This is a genomic window from Gulosibacter sp., from assembly GCF_052090685.1.
In the GTDB taxonomy this organism is placed as follows: Bacteria; Actinomycetota; Actinomycetes; order Actinomycetales; family Microbacteriaceae; genus Gulosibacter.
This window is the reverse complement of the sequence record NZ_JBQDBE010000006.1, coordinates 152,731-171,933: the sequence shown is the minus strand read 5'-3', so window position 1 is coordinate 171,933 and position 19,203 is coordinate 152,731. Positions and strand designations below refer to the sequence as shown.

Here is a 19,203-nt window from a genome sequence, read left to right as displayed (position 1 = left end):
CCCGCAACCGGCCCGAGGTCACCGCCGTCGTCGCCGCCGACGGGTTCGACGACGCCCAGGTGCTCGCCTGGGCAGCGGCCGTGGAGCAGCACTCGACGCACCCGCTCGCCGCCGCCATCGCCGCCGCGGGCCAAGGAGCGCCCGCCGCGCAGGACGTGACGGAGGAGGCCGGGCACGGCATTGGCGGCATGGTGGACGGCCGCCGGGTGACGGTGGGCAGCCCCCGCTGGATCGACGCGGGGCCGCTCAAGGCCCGGGTCGAGGACCTGGAGGCCGAGGGCCAGACTTGCGTGCTCGTGGCCGTCGACGGCGAACTGGCCGGGGCGATCGGCGTCCGCGACGAGCTGCGCCCCGAGGTCCCCGAGGTCGTGCGCACGCTGCGGGCCCAGGGCGTCGAGGTGAGCATGCTCACCGGCGACAACGCCCGCACCGCGCACGCGCTCGCGCAGCTCGCTGGGATCGGCGACGTGCACGCCGAGCTGCGGCCCGAGGACAAGGCCCGCATCGTCGCCCAGCTCTCTAAGGCCTCGCCGACGGCGATGATCGGCGACGGCATCAACGACGCCCCCGCCCTGGCCGGTGCGACCGTGGGCATCGCGATGGGCGCGACCGGATCCGACGCCGCGATCGAGTCCGCCGACGTCGCCTTCACCGGTCACGACCTCGGCCTGATCCCGCAGGCTCTGCGGCACGCCCGCCGAGGCCGGGCGATCATGAACCAGAACATCGTGCTGTCCCTGGCGATCATCACCGTGCTGCTGCCGCTGGCCATCACCGGCGTGCTCGGCCTGGCCGCAGTCGTGCTCGTCCACGAGGTCGCCGAGGTCGTCGTCATCGCCAACGGGCTGCGCACCGCGCGTGCCCGCAAGAGCTAAGCGGCGGCCGCGTCGCCTGAGACGGCGTCACCGGCCGCGGTCCGCGCGGACAGAGCCTGAGAGGAGTGGATCATGGAGATCACGTTGCAGTACTTCGACGGGTGCCCGAACTGGGAGGTGCTCGACCGGCGGCTCACCGAGGCCCTCGACGGCCGATCGGACGTCCGCGTCGTGCATCAGCGAGTCGAGACTGCCGAAGACGCCGCCCACCTCGGGTTCCACGGGCCCCCGACCGTCCTCATTGACGGCTCCGACCTCTTCGCCGACGAGCACACGCCGGTAGGGCTCGCCTGTCCAGTGTTCCGCGCTCCTGCCGGGCTGGCTGGTTCGCCCACCGTCGATCAGCTGCGCGAAGTACTTGATGCGCCTCTATGAGGGTGGAGCACCGCCGGGTTGCGCGATCATCGCACCGACGCTCAGCGCAGGAAGAGCCGCCTTCATCGAAAACCAGCCAGGATTGCCGTCAACGTTGTGCTGTAGAGCGCGCCGACGCTGACAACAAGTGCTACAACCCAGGCATGCGCTAGCGCATGTCAATCACGCCGGTACCGATTTCAATGCTCGAAGTACGCGCACCGATCGCGGCAAGCAAGGGGAACGGGGCCGAGTGCTGCTGCGCGAAGTGGTGCACACGGAAGTACGCACCGTCGAGGCCGACCTCTTCAGCAGCGACCGCGAGGTCGATCGCCTGGAGCAGCGCATCCTGCCCGGTCACCACGCGAGAACCGGGCGCATCCATCCAGTGACCGAACGAGAGAAAGCCAATTTTAGTTGCCATGGCAAGGGTAACCTCGATGCATTGTCATCTATTCCGTTGGATGCGGAGACCGCCCTGGCACAGCCGGAGTTCGGGATGCGCGGTGTTAGCTATCGGTATGACAAGAATTCATGCCACAGGAACGAGCGAAGCGCACTATCGTGCCGAACGCGCGACTATTCTCGCGCAGATCTCGATCACCTCTACGGACCGTTCGGAGAGCATTCGCATCGCCACGCAGTTGCATAACTGGGCCAGCTCCCGCGCCCAGCAGCTGCGCGAAAGTGGCGACGCCACCTGGCACGCTGCGAACCCGATCAGCACGTGGACGCGGAAGAGCTACGCTCAGGGGTCAAAGTCGAAGGTCATCGTCGAGCACATCACGTCGAGCCAAGTGCGCGTGAAACTCTCCAATCTCGAGCTCGTGAGCGAACTCGTGACCGAGTTTTCCGAGGCGGGTTTGCACGCCTCTGTGGAGTGGGCGCTCACGGAAGATTCCCGTCGTGCCTACGAGCAGTCGGCACGGAAGGCCGCAGTCGGAGAGGCTCAGGAGATCGCTGAAGATTACGCAAATGCCCTCGGGGAACGGGTGACGCGGGTCGTGACAATCTCGGATACCCGACAGACCGCGTTCGGCGGCCCACCCGCACGCGCCATGGCTGTAGCGGGAGGCGGCCAGACCGAACTCGCCGAGGTTACGGTCCCGGAGATCACCGTGAGTGCCACGGTTTCCGGGGAGTTCGAAAGCGCCTAATCCTCGTCTGCGGCTACGCCCGCGGCTCGCTGCGTCAGCTTACGAAACAGGCACGCGCAGCGAACGGCACCGCTATCCGCGCACCCTCGCGTAGTGCTCCGCGAGCGCGCCCATTCCCTCTTCGAAGCTGACTCGAGGCTGCCACTGCAAGACTTCGCGCGTCCGGCGCTGGTCGAACCAGTGCGCGGTCGTCATTTGCTCGGCGAGGAATCGCGTCAACGGCGGTTCGTCGTCGTGCTCGCGGAGGTTCCAAATTGCGTCCACGGCTGTCCCGGCAGCAACCGCAGGGGCAGCCGGGATGCGGAGCTTCGGCTTGCCAGCGCCACCAGCGTGGGCGAGTCGCTCGATAAACTCGCCGATTGTCCGCGGCTGGCCATTGGTCACCACGAGCGCTTCGCCGTGTACCCGCGTGACTGCATCCAGCGCGGCTACGATCGCATCCACCGCATTGGTGATGTAGAGCGTGTCGACCAGCGCCGCGCCGGAACCAAGGATGGGCATCCGCCCCTGCCGCGAGCGCTCCACGATCCGCTCGGTGAGCTGCGTATCCCCCGGGCCCCACATGAGATGCGGGCGCAAGACCAAGACCGGGAACGCATCCGAATCGGCGGCGAGGGCAAGTAATTCGCCCTCACCCTTGGTGCGCGCGTATTCACCACGAGCTGCGCCCGGGTCGGCGGGACCGGCCGGGACGCCGACGAGTGAGGCCCCGGCGTTCGCGACCGAGGGCGATGAAATGTGCACGAATCGCGATACGCCGGCGTCCTGCGCCGCGGCGAGCACGATGCGCGTGCCTTCAATATTGACCCGCTCAAACCCGCTCGCGTCTCCTGCCATTGAGACCTGCGCGGCGAGGTGGATCACCGCGGTATTGCCGGCCATGGCCTCCGCAACCTTAGCTGCGTCGGTCACGCTCCCGCGTACGTCGCGAGCGCCATCAACTCCGGAGGCCCGTCGCTGCAACGTGGTCACTTTGTGCCCCACGTCGACAAGGGCACGGGCCACGGATGCGCCAAGGAGTCCCGAGGCTCCGGTCACGAGTACGTTCACGAGATCTCCTTGCTGGTAGCAGGGTGGATGCTGGGGTCGCGTCGCCGGTTAGGGCGTTCGGATGCGTTCGCCGCGCAGCACGCCGTCGGCCCAGTTCGCGAGCCGGGTCCGGTCGATTTTTGAGTTGTGGCGGATATCGGTCGGGAATGTCGGGGCGACGAGCACCGCGGCGATATCGTGTGGGAAGTGCTCGGCGACCGCGGTGCGGATCGCATCCGTAACTTCCATTGGCGCGAGTCCGGGCGTGAGCGATGCATCCGCCTCGGGCTCGATCACGACGACGACAGCTTGCGTGCCCCTCGGCCCAACTCCCACGACCGCCGAGCGGTACACCTCGGGGACCTTGTCCACGACCGCTTCCAACCCACCGGGCCCGAGTGGCCCCGACGGTGTCGTGAGCACATGTTGTACGCGGCCTTCGAGCCAAATTCGGCCCTCGGGGTCGAGGTGCCCGATGTCGCCGGTGCGATGCCACTGCAGTCCGTCGAGGTCATCGCGCTTCGAGGCCGAATCGGTGCCCCACAGGTTGTCGTATCCCGACTTGATGTGCGGCGCGGAGACCACGAACTCGCCCAACACATCAGTCGCCGCTGAGCCGGTCAACAGTTCATTCGCGGGGTCGCCATTGTCGAGCAGCGGCGCGACGGCGAACCGGACGGTCGGAATCGGAGTCCCGACACACACACCGTGGTCGCGTGACTGCGCTTCCGCTGCCGCAACGCCTTCGCGGTCAATGTTGGTGAGCATGAGCCCTTCGGTCATGCCGTAGGGCGCGCGGATTGCGGCGTTCGGGAAGAGCTCCGTCAGGGCATCCATGAGCTGCAGCGCCACCGGAGCACCGGCGGAGAGCACGAGCTCCAACCGTGCAAGGGCTTCGCGCTGCTCGGTGGTGAGTTCATGCGCGGTTGCGATGACGTTGCGGTACGCCGCCGGGGATGCGAACACCATCGTGCTCTTGCCCGCAACGACTGCGTCGGCGAGCGCAGTTGCGGTCAGTGTTTTCGGTTTGGTGACCGACATATCCGGTGTCACGCTACTGATCCCGAGCCCGGGGCCGAGCAGCGCGAAGGGCGCGAACCCGGCAGCCCAGCCAGTGTCCTCATGCACGTTGAACTGCACGCGCAAGGACTGCGCGAGCGCGCCGATTCGGGCATGCGAATACCGTACGCCCTTCGCCGGACCGGTCGACCCCGAGGTGAACAGAATCACCGCGTCGTCCTCCGGGCCGGGAGTGCGAATCGGCTCTGTCGAAAGCGTCCGGGAAAGCTCGGTCAGGCTCGTCTCCACGCCGAATGCGGCGCGCTCGAGCGCATCCATTTTGCTGACCGAAATGCGTCGCCCCGGCCACCGTGCGGCGCGCGCCAGGGTGAGCCCCGGTTTGAGACCAATGATCCATTTGGGGTCGGCCGATTTGATTGCCCGCGACATTCCGGCAGCGCCGAGTCCCGAGTCGGCGACCACCGCGACGCCACCGGCTTTGAGCACGCCGTAAAGCACTGCGGTGAGGTTATTGCCCGGAGTCACGAGCAGCGACACGCGGTCGCCTTTCTGCAAGCCAAGCTCCTGCAGTCCACGCGCAATGCCGTCGATCACGTGCGACAGTTGCCGCCACGTCACCGCTTGCGGAGGATTGTGCGTCATATCGACGCTCGCAATCGACCGGTCGTTTCGCCGGCCGTCGAGTGCGTCGAAGAGCATCGGCACGGTGCCGTCGTTCGCGTCGGGGGTTGCGTCGGTGTCGGTCACGGTTCCGGATGCGGCGGGCCCAGTTTCGTGCGCATCCGCAGGGAACCGCTCCCCCAGCCAGCGCAACACGAGCCCCGCGACATCCGCATCCTCACTCACAAGGTGCGAGGTCTTTTCAAACCGGTGCAGATCCGCTTGCGGCAAGCGCTGCCGCAGATCCCGCAAAAAGTATTCGACGAATACCGGATCCTTCGGACCCCACACCAAGAGTGCGGGCACGTCGATTCCGGCGATGTCTTCGGCAAGCTGCTGCAGCTCGCGATACGAGGGATGATCTGGCCGTGCCGGGATATCCGCGACAAACGCGCCAATGCCGCGCCGCGCATCCGCAGTTCGATAAGGACTTCTAAAGGCCTCTCGAATCTCCGGGCTAATTGGTCCCTGACCGAGCGACAGCGTGGTGCGCAAAAACCAGTCGGTCAGCACCGTGGTCGTCGGGAGCATCGGACCGCTCAGCGCCGCACGAAGCGGTGCGGGTAGCGCCTTGCCCTCAGGCTGGTGGACGCCGGTATTCAGGCTGATCACCGCATCCACCTCGTCACGGTGACGCGCCGCCCACGTGAGCGAAATAATGCCGCCCCAGTCGTGCCCAAGCGTCACGAGCGGATGCTCCTCGCGCGTTCCGTTAGCTGCGGCGGTTTCAGCGTGCAGCGCACGGATCACCGCGTCGAAATCGCTCACGCGCTCCGCAATGCGTCGATAGCCCGGGCCGTGCGTAGTGGGTAGCGCATCGTGCGCGAGCCGCTCCGAATACCCCATTTCGAGTTGATCGGGCGCGATCAAGCGCCAGGTGCGTCCGCCAGTGTCGGCGAGCGTCGCTGCAGCAACCTTCCGCCACAAATACGACCACGTCGGGTTGCCGTGCAGCGCCACGATCGTGCCGGTCGGCTCGCGGCCCTGTGCCCGAAGCGCGGGCAGCGTGTCAAGCACGTGGAAGGTACGGTCGCCGTCGCTCGTGGCAGTCGTCACGAGGCGAGACCACTGCGGGTCCCACTCGGGAAGCTCGCCAGGGGTCGATGCCGGGTGCGCGTGAAACTTCACCAGGTGATCTCAAGCATCGCGGTATTGAGCCCCGAACCAACACCCATACAAAGAATGCGGTCACCGGCTTTCATTGACGTGGATGTGCGCGCCAGCGAAATCGGCAAGGATGCCGGACCCACATTGCCCAAGTCGGGATAGGTCCGCGCGACACGATCGGGGTCGATACCCGTCGCATCCGTCATCGCCTTGACGTGCGTCTTCGACACCTGGTGGGGGATGTAGTGGTCCATATCCGCCCAGTCCCACCCACACGCGTGCGCCTCATGCCACGCCGCGGTGATGAGTTCCATCCCGTTTTCCAACAGCCCGTTGGTGTCGATGAACATCCCGTCGTAGTCGCCCACGCACAGGGCATTATTCCAAGTCGCAGCCCGGGTGATGCCACCGTGAATCCGGTGCCCTTCCGGATGCAGATCGGCACGTCCGATCACCGCGGCAGCAGCGCCGGAGCCCAGGGTGAGGGTCGCGAATTCATTGAGATACTCATCCCGCGTAATGCCCTCGCGCTGCAGGCGCATCACCGTGGATTCCTGCACGCGCGACATGTCCTCGCCCGCAACGATGAGCGCGTAGTCAATCTGGCCTGCATCAATCATGCTCGCAGCGACGGTCATGCCGTTCACGAATCCGAGACAGGCGTTGGTGATGTCGAAATTCATTGCTCGGGTGCTCAGCCCGAGGCGATCGTGCACGGCGGATGCCACCGAGGGTTCGAGGCCCTCGCGCGATACCGAGGCATTAATCATCAACCCGATTTGCTCGCCGTCAATACCCGCTTCGTCGAGGGCTTGGCGACCGGCATCCACCGCGCCGTCAATGTAGTCGGTGGGGTTGTTCCAGTTGCGGCGCGTGAGCACACCCGCGACGCGCTGCAGCAATTTTCGGGGCAGACCGAGCTTCTTGAGCGTGTCGCTCAATCGCTCGTCAAACGAGGCCGAGCTTACTTCGACCGGTGCAATCGCTTCCGCGATCCCCAGGAGCGCAACATTCGAATGACGCGTCGTCGAGTTGCCGACGGTCGACCGCGAATTCGCGTTAAGCCCGGGAGTAGGTTGGGGAGGTTGAGTTTTCATTTAGATTAACTGTATCTATTGAGGCTGCGCCCCATTCACAAGTGATTCGGCCCAAAGCGAACGTCCGGCGCCGCGGCATCGCGCTCCAGGTCACCGCACCCCGGCCAAAACCATCCCTTGGCGAGCTCGCCCTGGAGCCCACCAGAGCATCCGTTAGGCGGGCACCTTCTCTTTTGCTCGTAATTGGGATGCTCGGAATCGCGCCCGAGTGCCCGTCGCCATGGCCTTCCAGGTCCGGTCCCTGACGAAGATTGAGTCAATCGCGATCATCGCGAGTGAGAACCAGGGCAGCCCCATGAGTACTGCAATCGCAATGTGGAACGTCAGGATCGACGCGAGCCCGATGATTCGAGTCGGTCGGGTGAGCAGCATGAACGGGAAGGCGAGCTGCATGATGATCGAACCCCAGGTTGCGACCGTGACCATCGGCCCCCACGCGGTGGCAAGCTCACTCAGCCACGGCCAGGTGCCGAACTGATCGGTCATGAGCGGGTTGTAAACCGCATAACCGCCCGCCCAGGGATCCCCGCCAGCCTTGTAGAGCGCGCCTGAGACGTAGACGAAGGTCACTTGCGCGGTGAGAATCACGAGCACGAGGTTGTGTGCGATGTTCGTGACTTGACCCCACTCGGTGGTCGGCGGGTTGTTCTCGTCTGGGCCGCGCTTCTTTTCGCGACGACGCGCATCGAGGGACCAGCGCATGCTCGAGTTCGCGAACAGCATGAAGAACAGCGCGATGCGATACATATTGTCGCCCTGATCGCCGAGCATGTCGTTCGCCTCGATGAAACTGACCCACAAAACCAGGAAAATCGGGTGCACGATGCGGGTACGCCAGCCGAGCATGAACGCGATCGCGAGTGCGAGCAGCAGCAAGTAGAGCAGCGAATAGAGGAGGTCGTTCGGCATCGCGTGGTGGAAAGCGCTGAACAGCCAGATGCTCGGGAAGTCGCTCTTCGGTTCAATTCCCTCGCCGTTCCAGAGGGAGCCGCTACCGAAGGAGTACAGCCGGGTGCGCCAGTTTGAAATGAGCAGCCCCACGGCCGACAGTCCAAGCAGGATGCGTGTCACGGCCAGTCCGTAGGTCGCCTTCTTTGAGTCGATCAGCCAGTTCTCAACGATGGCGTAGCCGGTGCTGAACAGTCTCCCGGCACCCTTCAGAAGCGAAGTGATGCCGCCGCCGAAAAATATTCCAAGCGTCGTAAAGAATCGTCGAATCTGCGTACCCACTAGTTCATCCCCTCGTAGACGCGAAGGAAGGTCTCTCGGAACGCTTCATTGGACTGGCCGGGGTTCTCAGCGAGTCCGCGCCAACCGGTGCTCACGATCTGCGGTGCGGGCTGTTCGGCGTCTGGGTCGTGGCGCTGTTCGAACGGGATCACGTTCTGTCGACTTACCTGATATTGCACGCGAACAACGTTGTCGCCCCACACGGCGAGTGCGACCTGCGTCGCGTATGCGGTGGCCTGGTGCTCTTTGACCATGTAGTCGTCGACGAGATCTTCCTCGCCGTAGCTCGCCATTTTTTCGCTGAGGCGCGCTTCCCAGTCCCCCTCGAAGTAGTTCAGTTCGGCGATGACCTGGTGGTCATCGGTGAGCGCGTCGTGTTCACGCTTGTGTTCACTCGCAACTTGGGATGCCTGCAGTCCTCCGCGCGGAGGGAAGAGGTTGTACTGGATCATGGAGAGCTCGACGGCGGTCGCATCCACCCATTCGGTTTCTACCAGCCCTGCTTCGCCCTCATCCACGACTGCGCGCACCTGGAAGGTATAGCTGCCGTTAATCGGCTCCGGGGCGAACACGCTCCAAGATTGGCCGAAGAACGGAATCATGTAGGCCGAAAGTGCCCGCTGCGTGGGAATCTCGCGCATCGGCGAGTGCGGCGCGATCCAGAGGAAGGATGCAAAAATGTGCCACGCGGTCACGAGGCTGAGGGCGACCAGCACACCTCGCACAAGCGGCGAGCGCTTCTTTTTCTCTTTGTCCATTTGAGACGCTTTCGGGTTCCCGACCGAGGCCGAGGGGAATGGATGGTGACGCAACATTAGGCGGGCAGCACACTCGAGTGTGCTGCCCGCCCATGTTTAGCAGATTCGATTAGCCATTACGGCGCATCGCTCCGCCTCGTTTCGCAGTGAATGCCACGGCGGCACCGGTCAGCATGAGCATCCCGGCGATCACCATGACGATGATCGGCACATCAGCACCGGTCTGCGCCAGGTCGTCGTCCGAACCGGCAGCGCTTGCCGAACCGTTTTGGTTCGCGCTAGCGCTCGCTTCGTTCGACGAGGCAGCGGATGCGCTGGCCGAGCTGGAGCTGGAGCTGGATGCGGCGGCCTGGTCGTCCGATCCGGCCGCGTCGGTGCTAGCCGATGCCTCCGAGTCGTCGGTACCGGTGGCCGATGCAGCAGCGTCTGAGTCAGCCTCAGCCTGCTCGGTGCCAGTTGCTTCGGAGTCGTCCGTCGCGTCAGCGTCAGCCGTAGCGGTCGCATCCGTGTCGTCCGTCGCGTCAGCGTCAGCGGTTGCCGTTGAGTCCGCAGCGGCGGTCGCGGATGCGGTGGTCGAAGCATCCTCGTTCGCGGCGGCTTCTGCAGCGGCGGCAGCATTCGCATCGGCAGCAGCGGTGTCGTCCGCCGCTGCGTCCGAATCAGCTTCCGAGTTTGCAGCGGATGTTGCGGCAGCGGTAGCCGACGCATTCGCGTCCGCTTCAACGTCGGCCGTAGCCGTCGTTGAAGCATCCTCGTTCGCCGCCGACTCCGCAGCAGCAGTCGCGTCAACGTCAGCCGCGGCCGACGTGTCATCCGTCGCATCTGCGTTCGCGGCAGCCTGCGCGGCCGCTTCTGCCGAAGCGTTGCTGTCATTATCCGCGTTGGCCGAAGCCGAAGCAGACGCTGAGGCGTTCACGTTCGAGTCAGCATCAGCGGTCGCACTGGCATCTGGATCAGCAGCAGCATCCGGGTCCGCAGCGGCGTCAGGATCGGTGCTTGCGTCAGCGTTTGCTGCAGCTTCTACCGAAGCATCGTTCGACGAGTCAGCGTTCGCAGCGACCGAAGCCGCCGTGGAAGCGTCAGCGTTAGCCGAAGCCGTTGCATCCGCTTCCGAGTCCGACTCGGAGTCCGAGTTCGCAGCAGAAGTCGCAGCAGCCGTTGCCGAAGCGTTCGCCTCGACATCAACATCGGCCGAAGCAGTCGTGGATGCGTCCTCGTTCGCCGCCGAATCCGCAGCCGCAGTCGCATCAGCATCCGCGGCAGCCGAGGCGGTCGTGTTCGCGTCGGCGTCAGCCGCAGCAACCGCTGCAGCTTCTGCAGCGGCATTGCTGTCGTCATCGGCGTTCGCCGAAGCCGAGGCGGATGCCGAAGCATTCACATTGGCATCAGCATCCTGCGAAGCCGTTGCATCCGCGTCCTGCGAAGCCGTGGCATCGGCGTCCACGTCCTGGTTTGCAGTCGCATCAGCGTCAGCAGTCGCATCGGCGTCAGCAGCAGCCTCAGCCGAAGCAGTCGTCGATGCGTCAGCAACCGCAGCGGCATCCGCCGCCGCAGACGCATCGGCGTTCGCAGCCGAGGTGCTGTCCGCAGCCGTGTCCGCAGTGTTATCCGCGTTCGAGGCAGCAGTTGCCGAAGCCTGAGCCGAAGCAGTCACATCGGTCGTCGCATCCGAAGACGCCGTGGTCGACGCATCGTCATTCGCAGCCGACTCAGCAGCAGCAGTCGCGGAAGCGTCAGCAGCAGCCGTCGTGTCATCCGTTGCGTCTGCGTTCGCGGCAGCCTGCGCAGCGGCCTGCGCCGAAGCATTGCTGTTGTCATCTGCAGTGGCCGATGCCGACGCAGAGGCCGAAGCGTTCACATTCGAGTCAGCGTCAGCATCCTGCGAAGCCGTTGCATCAGCGTCGACTTCCTGGTTTGCGGTCGCGTCGGCGTCAACGGTCGCGTCAGCATCTGCGGCAGCCTCAGCCGAAGCAGTCGTCGATGCGTCAGCAACCGCAGCCGCATCCGCCGCCGCAGACGCATCGGCGTTCGCAGCCGAGGTGCTGTCCGCAGCCGTGTCCGCAGTGTTATCCGCGTTCGAGGCAGCAGTTGCCGAAGCCTGAGCCGAAGCAGTCACATCGGTCGTCGCATCCGAAGACGCCGTGGTCGACGCATCGTCATTCGCAGCCGACTCAGCAGCAGCAGTCGCGGAAGCGTCAGCAGCAGCCGTCGTGTCATCCGTTGCGTCTGCGTTCGCGGCAGCCTGCGCAGCGGCCTGCGCCGAAGCATTGCTGTTGTCATCCGCAGTGGCTGATGCCGAGGCGGATGCCGAAGCGTTCACATTCGAATCCGCATCAGCAGTTGCGTTCGAGTCGGGATCAGCTGCTGTGTCGGGGTCAGCAGCAGCATCTTCATCAGCCGTGACGGTGAACGTCACCAAATCGTCGGTCACACCATCGGTTGCCGTGGCGGTGTATTCGCCAGCCTCAACACCCGTGAACTCAACCGACCAAGCGCCGGTCTCATCCGCGGTCGTTGACGCAACAACGCCTTCAGCCAGCGTCACCGTAATGTCAGCGTTCGGCTCAGAAGTACCGGTTACCGGGACAGTTCCCTCATCGAGGGTCGCACCGTCTTCTGGCGAGACGATCTCTACCGGCGCGGCGACGGCAACAACCGTGAACGTAACCGTGTCTTCGGTCACGCCATCGGTCGCAGTAGCCGTGTATTCACCCGGTACGACATCGTTGAACTCGACGGACCAGTCACCGTTTTCGTCGGCGGTGGTGGTCTCGACTACGCCATCAGTCAGCGTCACGTCGACTTCGGCTCCTGGCTCGGCGGTACCCGTCACGGGGACCGTGCCCGCGTCGAGTTCAGCGTCAGCCTCTGGCGAGACAATCTCAACCTCCGCGGGCTGTTCCTCGAGAGCGCGCACGCTTGCACTGGCAAGTTCGAGGTCGATGACGTCGCCGAGAACGGGCAGCACGCTGACGCGAAGTGCGCTCACCGTGAAGGCATCAGGCCCCGGGATGTGAGCGGCCTCGCCGCGAAGCGTGGGCTGGTCATTAACGCTGATCGTCACGACCTCATCGAGCAATTCCGTAACTAGAGGGTCAATGACACTCACGATTGGACCGGTGATCGCTGAAACGGTACCGCTCAAGTCACCGAGTCCGGTGTTCACAAGGTTGGTGATCGGACCGGCGATATCGCCGAGAGCATCTACGACGCTGCCGGTCAGCCCAGTGGTGAGGGTGTTCAGGTCAATCCCGAGGATGGCAAGAATTGCGCTCACGAGTGCAACATTGACGTCAATCTCGACCGTCGGCGCCGCCGCGCCTTCCGCTCCGAGAAGCCCGCCCACAGTGGTGTCCACGTCAGCGCTGGCGTTTGCCGTTACGAGCAGCACGCGGAGGCCCAGCCCAAGATCGATCTCAACTCCGAGGCTGTTCACCACATCCCAAATGACATCGTTGACCGCCGTCGTAACGCCGCCAAGCGCTTCGGTGATGCCGTCAATGATCGCGTCGATGACGAGTTCCGAGAGCACGCTGGTGTTGGGTCCGAAGCTGTTGAGGTCTTCGACATCGTTTGCCGTCGCGATAATCTGCGCGAGGTCAACTGAGATGTCTCCGGTACCGAGGTTGATGGAAACAGAACCGTTTCCGTCAGTGACCTCGGTCTCCAGCAAACGCTCGGTGACGCTGGTGCCGACCTGGTCAAGTCCGTTGATTGCAATCGTGCCGCCGCTGGTTGCAAGCTCAAGGAGGCCAAGGTCAATGTCCAGATCGAAGAGGGCGCTGAGGATGTCCTGGTTGATGGCGCCATTGGTACCGGACAGGCTATCGAGTTGGTCAGTCACTTCGGTGACTACCGGTGTTACCGCCGTGGAGAGTCCTTCGATGGCGGGGCTGTGCAGGTGAAGGTCGAGCCCGGCAATGCCGTATTGCGAATCAACCTCGGCGCCCTGTGCCTTGGTTGCCTCGGCACCCAACGCACCAATCTGAATGCTTGTCTCGTCGATGAGCGTGTCAGTGAGGTCGTCGATTCCGAGTTGCTCGGTAAGAAGCGTGAGATCGACAGTGGCCGGTTCAATTCCCTCGTCCCAACCGGGCGAGAGGTTCAGCGCACCATCATCGGTCAGCACGCCGGTCGCCGCGTGCGAGGTAACGCTGTCGGGAGCGGAGCTGGAGCTTTCCAGGGCACCGAGCCCACCGAGGTACAGCAGTCCACCTTCGGATTCTGTACCAATCAGCGGCAGGTCCACATCCCCAAGATTGAGGTCAACGATTTCGAGCGCCTCGAGATCGAGCTGACCGCGCTCGGGACCGGCTCCGCTATCACTCGGGAAACCCTGATTCGTGAATCCGAGTTCCGCGAGATCAAGTGCGGAGAACAGCGAGCTGCGCAGAATCTGTGCCTGCGCTTCTGAATTGTCATCTGCGGCGGCGAACGCGCCTGCAAATGGTACGGCGACAAGTGCAGCAGTAGCGACGCCAGCAATTGCTGGCAGCCTCCACTTTCCGAATTGTCTCCGGTTCTTCACCGGGACATCCATTTATTCCCCCTTGGTTTTGGCCTAAACCGTTGTGTTCGAACACCGTTGTGACTCGCGAGGGAACTTCAGCTGGAGCGCCCTCGCATCCTCCGAACGCGCCCGCAACTGAACTGGAAAATCCAGTTGAGCCCCGAAACATCGCTGGCACCCGCAAGCTAGCAAGGAACGAAGCTTTGAAACGAGGCGCGTTCGAAGCAAAGTCTTTACGAAGATTTCACTTTTAGCTACCGGGTGCAAAAAGAACACGGCTGAATTTGAAACCGAGTGCTCTTTACTCTCAGCGCATAAGGTTTGAAATGTTTTCGCAGTGAGACAACTCGGTCACTTTCTCACAACATTTCCACCACAAAGGGTTGGTTTGCTCACATTTTGGACAAACTGAGATTAGGTAACAATTTGTCAAACTCTTTCGCCAAGACCACGCCTGCGGCCTGCCATCCTGCGAGTCCGTGCACTCCCGGCCCCGGAGGAGTCGAAGAAGAGGCGAGGTAGATTCTGTGGCCGGGCGTGTCCCACGGAGATGGTGTAAGAGTCGGTCGCGCAATGAGCTGTTTGAGGTCGACGGCGCCCGCACTGATGTCGCCACCAAGGTAGTTCGCGTTGTACTCCCCCAGTTCGGCAGCGGTGGTTACGTTGTGATCGAGGATGCGTTCCCGCACGCGCGGCGCGAATCGTTCGATTTGCGCGATGACTCGTTCGGTCACATCGAGCGTCGACCCATTCGGGACGTGCGTATAGCTCCAGACCGCGTTGACTCCCGCCGGATTTCGTCCCGGATCAAACTCCGTGGGCTGCGCGAGCAGCACATACGGCCGATCCGGATGCCGCCCGCGCGCGACTTCCGCCTCTGCGAATGCAATCTCGCGCCGGGTACCGCCCAGGTGCACGGTGGGCGACTGGCTGACCCGCGCATCCGCCCACGGAATCGGGCCATCGAGCACGAGATCCACTTTGGCCGCGGCGTTGCCGGGTCGAAACCGTCGCAGCTGTCGGACATAGCGTGCGGGCAGCTCAGCGGCGGCAATTCGCGCGAGGTCCCGGGCAGAGGTATCGAATATCTTCACGTCGAAGTGCGAAAGCTCCCGCACATCCCTGACCCGAACCCCGGTCTCGATGCGACCGCCGTGCGCGAGCAAATCATCCGCGAGCGCCCGCGCGATTACTTCCGAACCACCAATGGGCACTGGCCATCCTGCCGCGTGGCCGGTCACTGACAGCACCATGCCCACCGCGGCGGTCGACAGTGCCGGCATGGTGCCGATGCTGTGGGCGGCCACGCCCGAGAGCATGGCGGGCGCGGTGTCTTCGGCGAATCGCACATTCCAAAGCGGCGACCCCTGCTCGAGCGTGCGCAGGCCCATTACTACAGCGGCGGGAAGCGAACGTGGCCAGCGGAGCATGCTGCCGCCGAGTCCGAAATCGAGCACCCCGTCGAGCCGATCCAGCAGCGGTCGAAAGAGCCGCCGATACGCGGAGCCGTCGCGACCGAGTTCTTCGGCAGTGCGATCAAGGTCACGGTAGGCAATTCCCGCAGGAGCGCCCTCGAGTGGATGCGCATAGGACGCATCCGGCACCGCAAACTCCACGCGCCGATCGAGCTCGAACTGTTGAAAGAACTCGGAGGCAAAGGCCATCGGGTGGATGGCCGAGCAGATATCGTGTCGCACGCCAGGCATCACGACCTCGCCAGTGCGCGTGCCACCGCCAATCGTGTCGGCGGCTTCGAACACAGTCACCGGCACTCCGGCCCGCGCGAGAGTCACCGCCGCGGCGAGTCCGTTTGGCCCCGATCCGATGACCGCGGCGTTTTGAGCGCCTGATCCGCCTGGGCCTCCCGCATTCCTTTTCCGCACAGCATCAGCGTGGCACATCGGCGAGCAAGCTCGCTGCGCCGACGGGTGATGTTTGCGAAGCCGCCTACTGCTCAGGCGAAGATTTCTTCGCTTCTGAAGCGGCAGGCGGCGACGGCGAGAGAACCGCTGGCCAGGGGACGTGCCGCTGCAATAACCGCACGACATAACCGACCAAAACAGCGGCAATCACGGTGCCTTCACGCACTCCGTTGAGTCCACTCAAGAGCACGAGCGACAAAATGACCGCGATTGCCACGAGGGTCGAATCGACCATGATCTTCACTGTGCTGAAAGGTCGTTTCGTCACGGTCGCCAGCGCCACACTGATCCCGTCGCCGGCCAGCGTCAGCACTCGCGGTGTGACCTGCAGCCACACGCCGATCCCGAGCACGACCGATCCCGCGAGAGAAAGGCCCATTTGGATGGCGTAGTTGCCTTCCGCAACCCCGTCAAGGCCGCGCAAGAGCCACACCGAAAAGTCACACGCCGCCCCGAACACGAAGGCCGCCGGAACCTGGAGGAGTTGAATGAGCTCGAATCGCCGTCGCAGGAGCAGAATCTGCGCAATCAACAGCACCACGTTGATACCCACGGTGTAGGCACCGAGCGACCAGGGTGTGGCATAGCTAAGCACGAGCGGGATCGCGCTGATGGGCGTCGTGCCGATCAGGGCATACACGGACAGCGCAATACCAATTGACATTACGAACAATCCGAGGAGGAAAGTCAGGTAGCGCAGGGTCATCGACCAACCGCGCTGTGTCCTGCTCATGTCTGCCACCACGACTCCATCCTCCGCTCCGAGCCTGACTCGAGCGAACCTCCTTAGCTTAGGCGGAAATAAAAATCACCCCTCGCGGACTCTCTCCGCGAGGGGTGATGAATCGTTAGCAGACTACGCCGAGAGCGCTGCCTGGCCGTCGATCACGATGTTGACGTCGTCACCGAGGGTGAGGCCGCCGGCCTCGGTCGGTGCGTTCCAGTTCACGCCGAAGTCCTTGCGGTTGATCTTCGTGGTTGCCTCGAAGCCAGCCTTGGTGTTGCCGTAGCCGTCGATGGTCACGCCACCGAACTCGACCTTGAGGTCAACATCCTTGGTCACACCGCGCATGGTGAAGTCGCCGGTGACGATGATGTCGTCGCCGTCAACGCGAACCGACTTCGAAACGAAGGTGATCTGCGGGTGCTCTTCTGCGAGGAAGAAGTCCGAGGTGCGAAGGTGCCCGTCGCGCTGCTCCTGGTTCGTGTTCACCGAAGCAACCTCGATCGATGCCTTCACGGTGGTGTCTTCAACATTCTCGCCAACCACGATCGAGCCTTCGAACTGCTCGAACTTGCCGCGGACCTTCGAGATTGCCATGTGGCGAACGACGAAGCCGACCTCGGTGTGGGTGGGGTCGATGTTCCAGGTGCCTGCCTTGAGGCCTTCGATTGCAGTCATGAATACTCCTTCAAAAATTGGTTGTAGGTACAACTTATTCTGTTCGGATGCGAAACGCAACCCTTCTGATCAAAGTCGTAGGCGTTGAATAACACCTGAACAGCCCCAAGCAGTCATGACCCGTGGAGTTTCAACCTCGAAATACGCCCAGCGACTGTTTACACAGTGAAACCTCAACCCTGGATAATGGCTTGCATGTTTGGTCGACGTAAACGCAAAGTGCACGCAAGACGTCGACGACAACAACTCTTCCTCGGCATCCTGTTTCCCCGCGCGAAATCCAAACCTCGCACCAAGGCCAAGCCCAGGACGAAGCAGCTGAACGTCAATGAACATCCTGCTGGAGACCCACCTCGCGGCATCGATGCGAGCCCGAGCCCGCTCGTCCCAAACTGGTGGGGCATCGTCAGCGGTCAGCTGACCTCATGGATTGCGCTCGGACCGAGCTTCCTACCCCGAACCTGGTGGATGACCGCAGCCAGCGTCGGTCTCTCGCAGCTCTACGGTTATGCGGTGGGCGTTGGAGCTCGGGCCGCGCGCAATGCCGCGACCTCCTTCATCCGTCGCCGACTCGCCCCGAGTAACCCGCTCCTACAAGCTGGACACCAACTCGCGAAACTCACGAGCGTGTGGCAGATCCTCCTGCTGAGTGGGCTCGTGCTCGGCACCACGGCCGCGCTCGTGAGTTCGATGAATCGTCAACGGGAGATCGCGACCCTCGTCGATGAAGAACCCCCAACCCCACGCATCCAACTCCTCGGCATGGCCGCCGGTACCGCGGGCGCCATGGGCGTGCTCCTTGCTGTTCGGCTCTTTCGCCTGCAGTCCTGGGGCACCCGTCAACTCCTGCTGCGCTATCTCCCGGCATTCGCGATCCCGTTCTCGGGCACCCTGCTGAGTTTCGGACTGCTGTACTTCCTCAACCGGTCCTTCATCTGGGGCCGCATCATGCAGCGCATCCAAGACGCCGCGGTCAAGAACAATCTCAAGCCACTCCCCGGTCGAAAACCACCGCGTCAACTCGAACGATCCGGCTCGCCCGAATCATTCGAACCCTTCGGCACCCTCGGCCGACACGGCAAGGCGATCGTCGCCGACGGTCCTCGCGCCCGCCACATCGAACGCTATTGGGATGCGCCCGCCAAGGAACCGGTACGCGCGTACGTCGGCTTGCGACCGACCGTGACGATCGAGGAGGCAGCCAGGCGGGCACTGCGAGAGCTCAAGCGCGCGGGCGGCCTCGAGCGGAAATACCTGTGTATTTATGTCGGCACCGGGACGGGCTGGCTCAGCGACTGGTCAATGGCGGCAATGGAGTTCCTCACCCGCGGGGACTGCGCCATGGTGTCACTGCAATACACGGTGCTCCCGAGCGCCTTTGCGGCGATCTTCGACCGGCATTCGCCGCAGCAAACCGCGCAGGCACTGTATGCCGTGGTGAGTTCGGAACTGGCGCGGATGCCGGCGGCGAAACGGCCGAAGCTCTACATGTCGGGAGAATCCCTTGGCGCTTTCGGTGGGCTTTCCGAGTTTCAGAACACCGAGGATCTCACCCGTCGCCTCGACGGTGCGGTGTTCGCAGGTACGCCACAGTTCAGCCCGATTTGGCAGGAACTCACCGAGCACCGCGTTCCCGGCTCGAGCGTGATTCGACCGCGCATCGACGATGGCTCCATGATCCGATTCTCTAATCGTCTCGGCGACCTCGAAGCCTCAAATGCCGGCACACCCTATGCGCCGTGGGGCGATCACCGATTCATCCTCATGCAACACCCAAGTGATCCGGTGGTGTGGTGGAATGTGCCGCTCATCTGGAAAGAACCCGAGTGGATGACCGAGCCGCGCGGGCACGATGTCACCGAGCACATGTCCTGGTGGCCCTGGGTGTCCTTCTGGCAGATCGCTGCCGACATGCCGATGTCAATCGCCACCAAGGGCGGGCACGCGCACCGCTACTACGAGGAGTACGTGGTGGCGTGGGCCGCGGTGCTCGGCATCGAGGCGGATACCGACACCCTCATTGAGGCGATCCGGCCGCATATTCGCCCGCATTAGTGCGCAGTACCGCAACGATGCAGCGTC

General features: G+C 63.5%; 13 protein-coding genes and 1 pseudogene. 4 read left to right on the top strand and 10 right to left on the bottom strand.

The window, feature by feature from the left end:
• On the top strand, nt 1-875 hold an 875-nt coding region (locus tag ACTHXA_RS05800; RefSeq protein ID WP_441670292.1), incomplete at its 5' end, for a heavy metal translocating P-type ATPase.
• A 72-nt stretch (nt 876-947) separates the two neighbouring features.
• The gene (locus tag ACTHXA_RS05795; RefSeq protein WP_441670290.1) at nt 948-1,250 is read left to right on the top strand and encodes a thioredoxin family protein; all 303 of its coding nucleotides are present in this window, start codon (nt 948-950) and stop codon (nt 1,248-1,250) included.
• A gap of 151 nt (nt 1,251-1,401) precedes the next feature.
• Here ACTHXA_RS05795 and ACTHXA_RS05790 read toward each other — a convergent pair.
• Nucleotides 1,402-1,653, bottom strand: a pseudogene (locus tag ACTHXA_RS05790) (LLM class flavin-dependent oxidoreductase); the annotation flags it as partial.
• 97 nt (nt 1,654-1,750) lie between these two features.
• Between ACTHXA_RS05790 and ACTHXA_RS05785 the strand changes: the two are divergent.
• The gene (locus tag ACTHXA_RS05785) at nt 1,751-2,386 is read left to right on the top strand and encodes an SIMPL domain-containing protein (RefSeq protein ID WP_441670288.1); all 636 of its coding nucleotides are present in this window, start codon (nt 1,751-1,753) and stop codon (nt 2,384-2,386) included.
• A 72-nt stretch (nt 2,387-2,458) separates the two neighbouring features.
• Here the strand turns inward: ACTHXA_RS05785 and ACTHXA_RS05780 are convergent, their stop codons facing one another.
• The 9 genes from ACTHXA_RS05780 to ACTHXA_RS05740 form a co-directional block, all read right to left on the bottom strand.
• Entirely contained in the window at nt 2,459-3,436 is a 978-nt protein-coding gene (locus ACTHXA_RS05780; protein ID WP_441670286.1) for an NAD-dependent epimerase/dehydratase family protein, read from the bottom strand.
• 48 nt (nt 3,437-3,484) lie between these two features.
• On the bottom strand, nt 3,485-6,223 hold the full coding sequence (locus ACTHXA_RS05775; RefSeq protein WP_441670284.1) for an alpha/beta fold hydrolase: 2,739 nt from the start codon (nt 6,221-6,223) through the stop codon (nt 3,485-3,487).
• Complete coding sequence (locus ACTHXA_RS05770; protein ID WP_441670282.1) at nt 6,220-7,299, bottom strand: 3-oxoacyl-ACP synthase III; 1,080 nt, start codon at nt 7,297-7,299, stop codon at nt 6,220-6,222. Before ACTHXA_RS05770 ends, ACTHXA_RS05775 begins: the two co-directional genes overlap by 4 nt.
• Before the next feature lie 153 nt (nt 7,300-7,452).
• The gene (locus tag ACTHXA_RS05765) at nt 7,453-8,529 is read right to left on the bottom strand and encodes an HTTM domain-containing protein (RefSeq protein ID WP_441670280.1); all 1,077 of its coding nucleotides are present in this window, start codon (nt 8,527-8,529) and stop codon (nt 7,453-7,455) included.
• The gene (locus ACTHXA_RS05760; protein WP_441670278.1) at nt 8,529-9,287 is read right to left on the bottom strand and encodes a DUF5819 family protein; all 759 of its coding nucleotides are present in this window, start codon (nt 9,285-9,287) and stop codon (nt 8,529-8,531) included. The genes ACTHXA_RS05765 and ACTHXA_RS05760 overlap by 1 nt, the downstream gene beginning before the upstream one ends.
• Nucleotides 9,288-9,396: 109 nt before the next feature.
• Nucleotides 9,397-13,827: a choice-of-anchor G family protein gene (locus tag ACTHXA_RS05755; RefSeq protein WP_441670276.1), complete on the bottom strand. Its 4,431-nt coding sequence runs from the start codon at nt 13,825-13,827 to the stop codon at nt 9,397-9,399.
• Nucleotides 13,828-14,189: 362 nt separating this feature from the next.
• Entirely contained in the window at nt 14,190-15,680 is a 1,491-nt protein-coding gene (locus ACTHXA_RS05750; RefSeq protein WP_441670274.1) for a phytoene desaturase family protein, read from the bottom strand.
• 64 nt (nt 15,681-15,744) lie between these two features.
• Nucleotides 15,745-16,452, bottom strand: a complete 708-nt coding sequence (locus tag ACTHXA_RS05745) for a YczE/YyaS/YitT family protein (protein ID WP_441670272.1) — start codon at nt 16,450-16,452, stop codon at nt 15,745-15,747.
• A gap of 123 nt (nt 16,453-16,575) precedes the next feature.
• Nucleotides 16,576-17,121 carry a YceI family protein gene (locus tag ACTHXA_RS05740; protein WP_441670270.1) on the bottom strand — a complete coding sequence of 182 codons (546 nt, stop codon included), beginning with the start codon at nt 17,119-17,121 and terminating at the stop codon, nt 16,576-16,578.
• Between the two features lie 195 nt (nt 17,122-17,316).
• Here ACTHXA_RS05740 and ACTHXA_RS05735 point away from each other — a divergent pair, with 195 nt between their 5' ends.
• On the top strand, nt 17,317-19,176 hold the full coding sequence (locus tag ACTHXA_RS05735; RefSeq protein ID WP_441670268.1) for an alpha/beta-hydrolase family protein: 1,860 nt from the start codon (nt 17,317-17,319) through the stop codon (nt 19,174-19,176).
• Nucleotides 19,177-19,203 lie beyond the last annotated feature (27 nt).

Excerpts from the sequence above, each read along its gene's own strand:
- ACTHXA_RS05735 (WP_441670268.1), top strand. The coding sequence starts at position 17,317 with ATGTTTGGTCGACGTAAACGCAAAGTGCACGCAAGACGTCGACGACAA.
- ACTHXA_RS05755 (WP_441670276.1), bottom strand. The coding sequence starts at position 13,827 with ATGGATGTCCCGGTGAAGAACCGGAGACAATTCGGAAAGTGGAGGCTG.
- ACTHXA_RS05770 (WP_441670282.1), bottom strand. The coding sequence starts at position 7,299 with ATGAAAACTCAACCTCCCCAACCTACTCCCGGGCTTAACGCGAATTCG.
- ACTHXA_RS05795 (WP_441670290.1), top strand. The coding sequence starts at position 948 with ATGGAGATCACGTTGCAGTACTTCGACGGGTGCCCGAACTGGGAGGTG.
- ACTHXA_RS05760 (WP_441670278.1), bottom strand. The coding sequence starts at position 9,287 with ATGGACAAAGAGAAAAAGAAGCGCTCGCCGCTTGTGCGAGGTGTGCTG.
- ACTHXA_RS05785 (WP_441670288.1), top strand. The coding sequence starts at position 1,751 with ATGACAAGAATTCATGCCACAGGAACGAGCGAAGCGCACTATCGTGCC.
- ACTHXA_RS05745 (WP_441670272.1), bottom strand. The coding sequence starts at position 16,452 with ATGAGCAGGACACAGCGCGGTTGGTCGATGACCCTGCGCTACCTGACT.
- ACTHXA_RS05740 (WP_441670270.1), bottom strand. The coding sequence starts at position 17,121 with ATGACTGCAATCGAAGGCCTCAAGGCAGGCACCTGGAACATCGACCCC.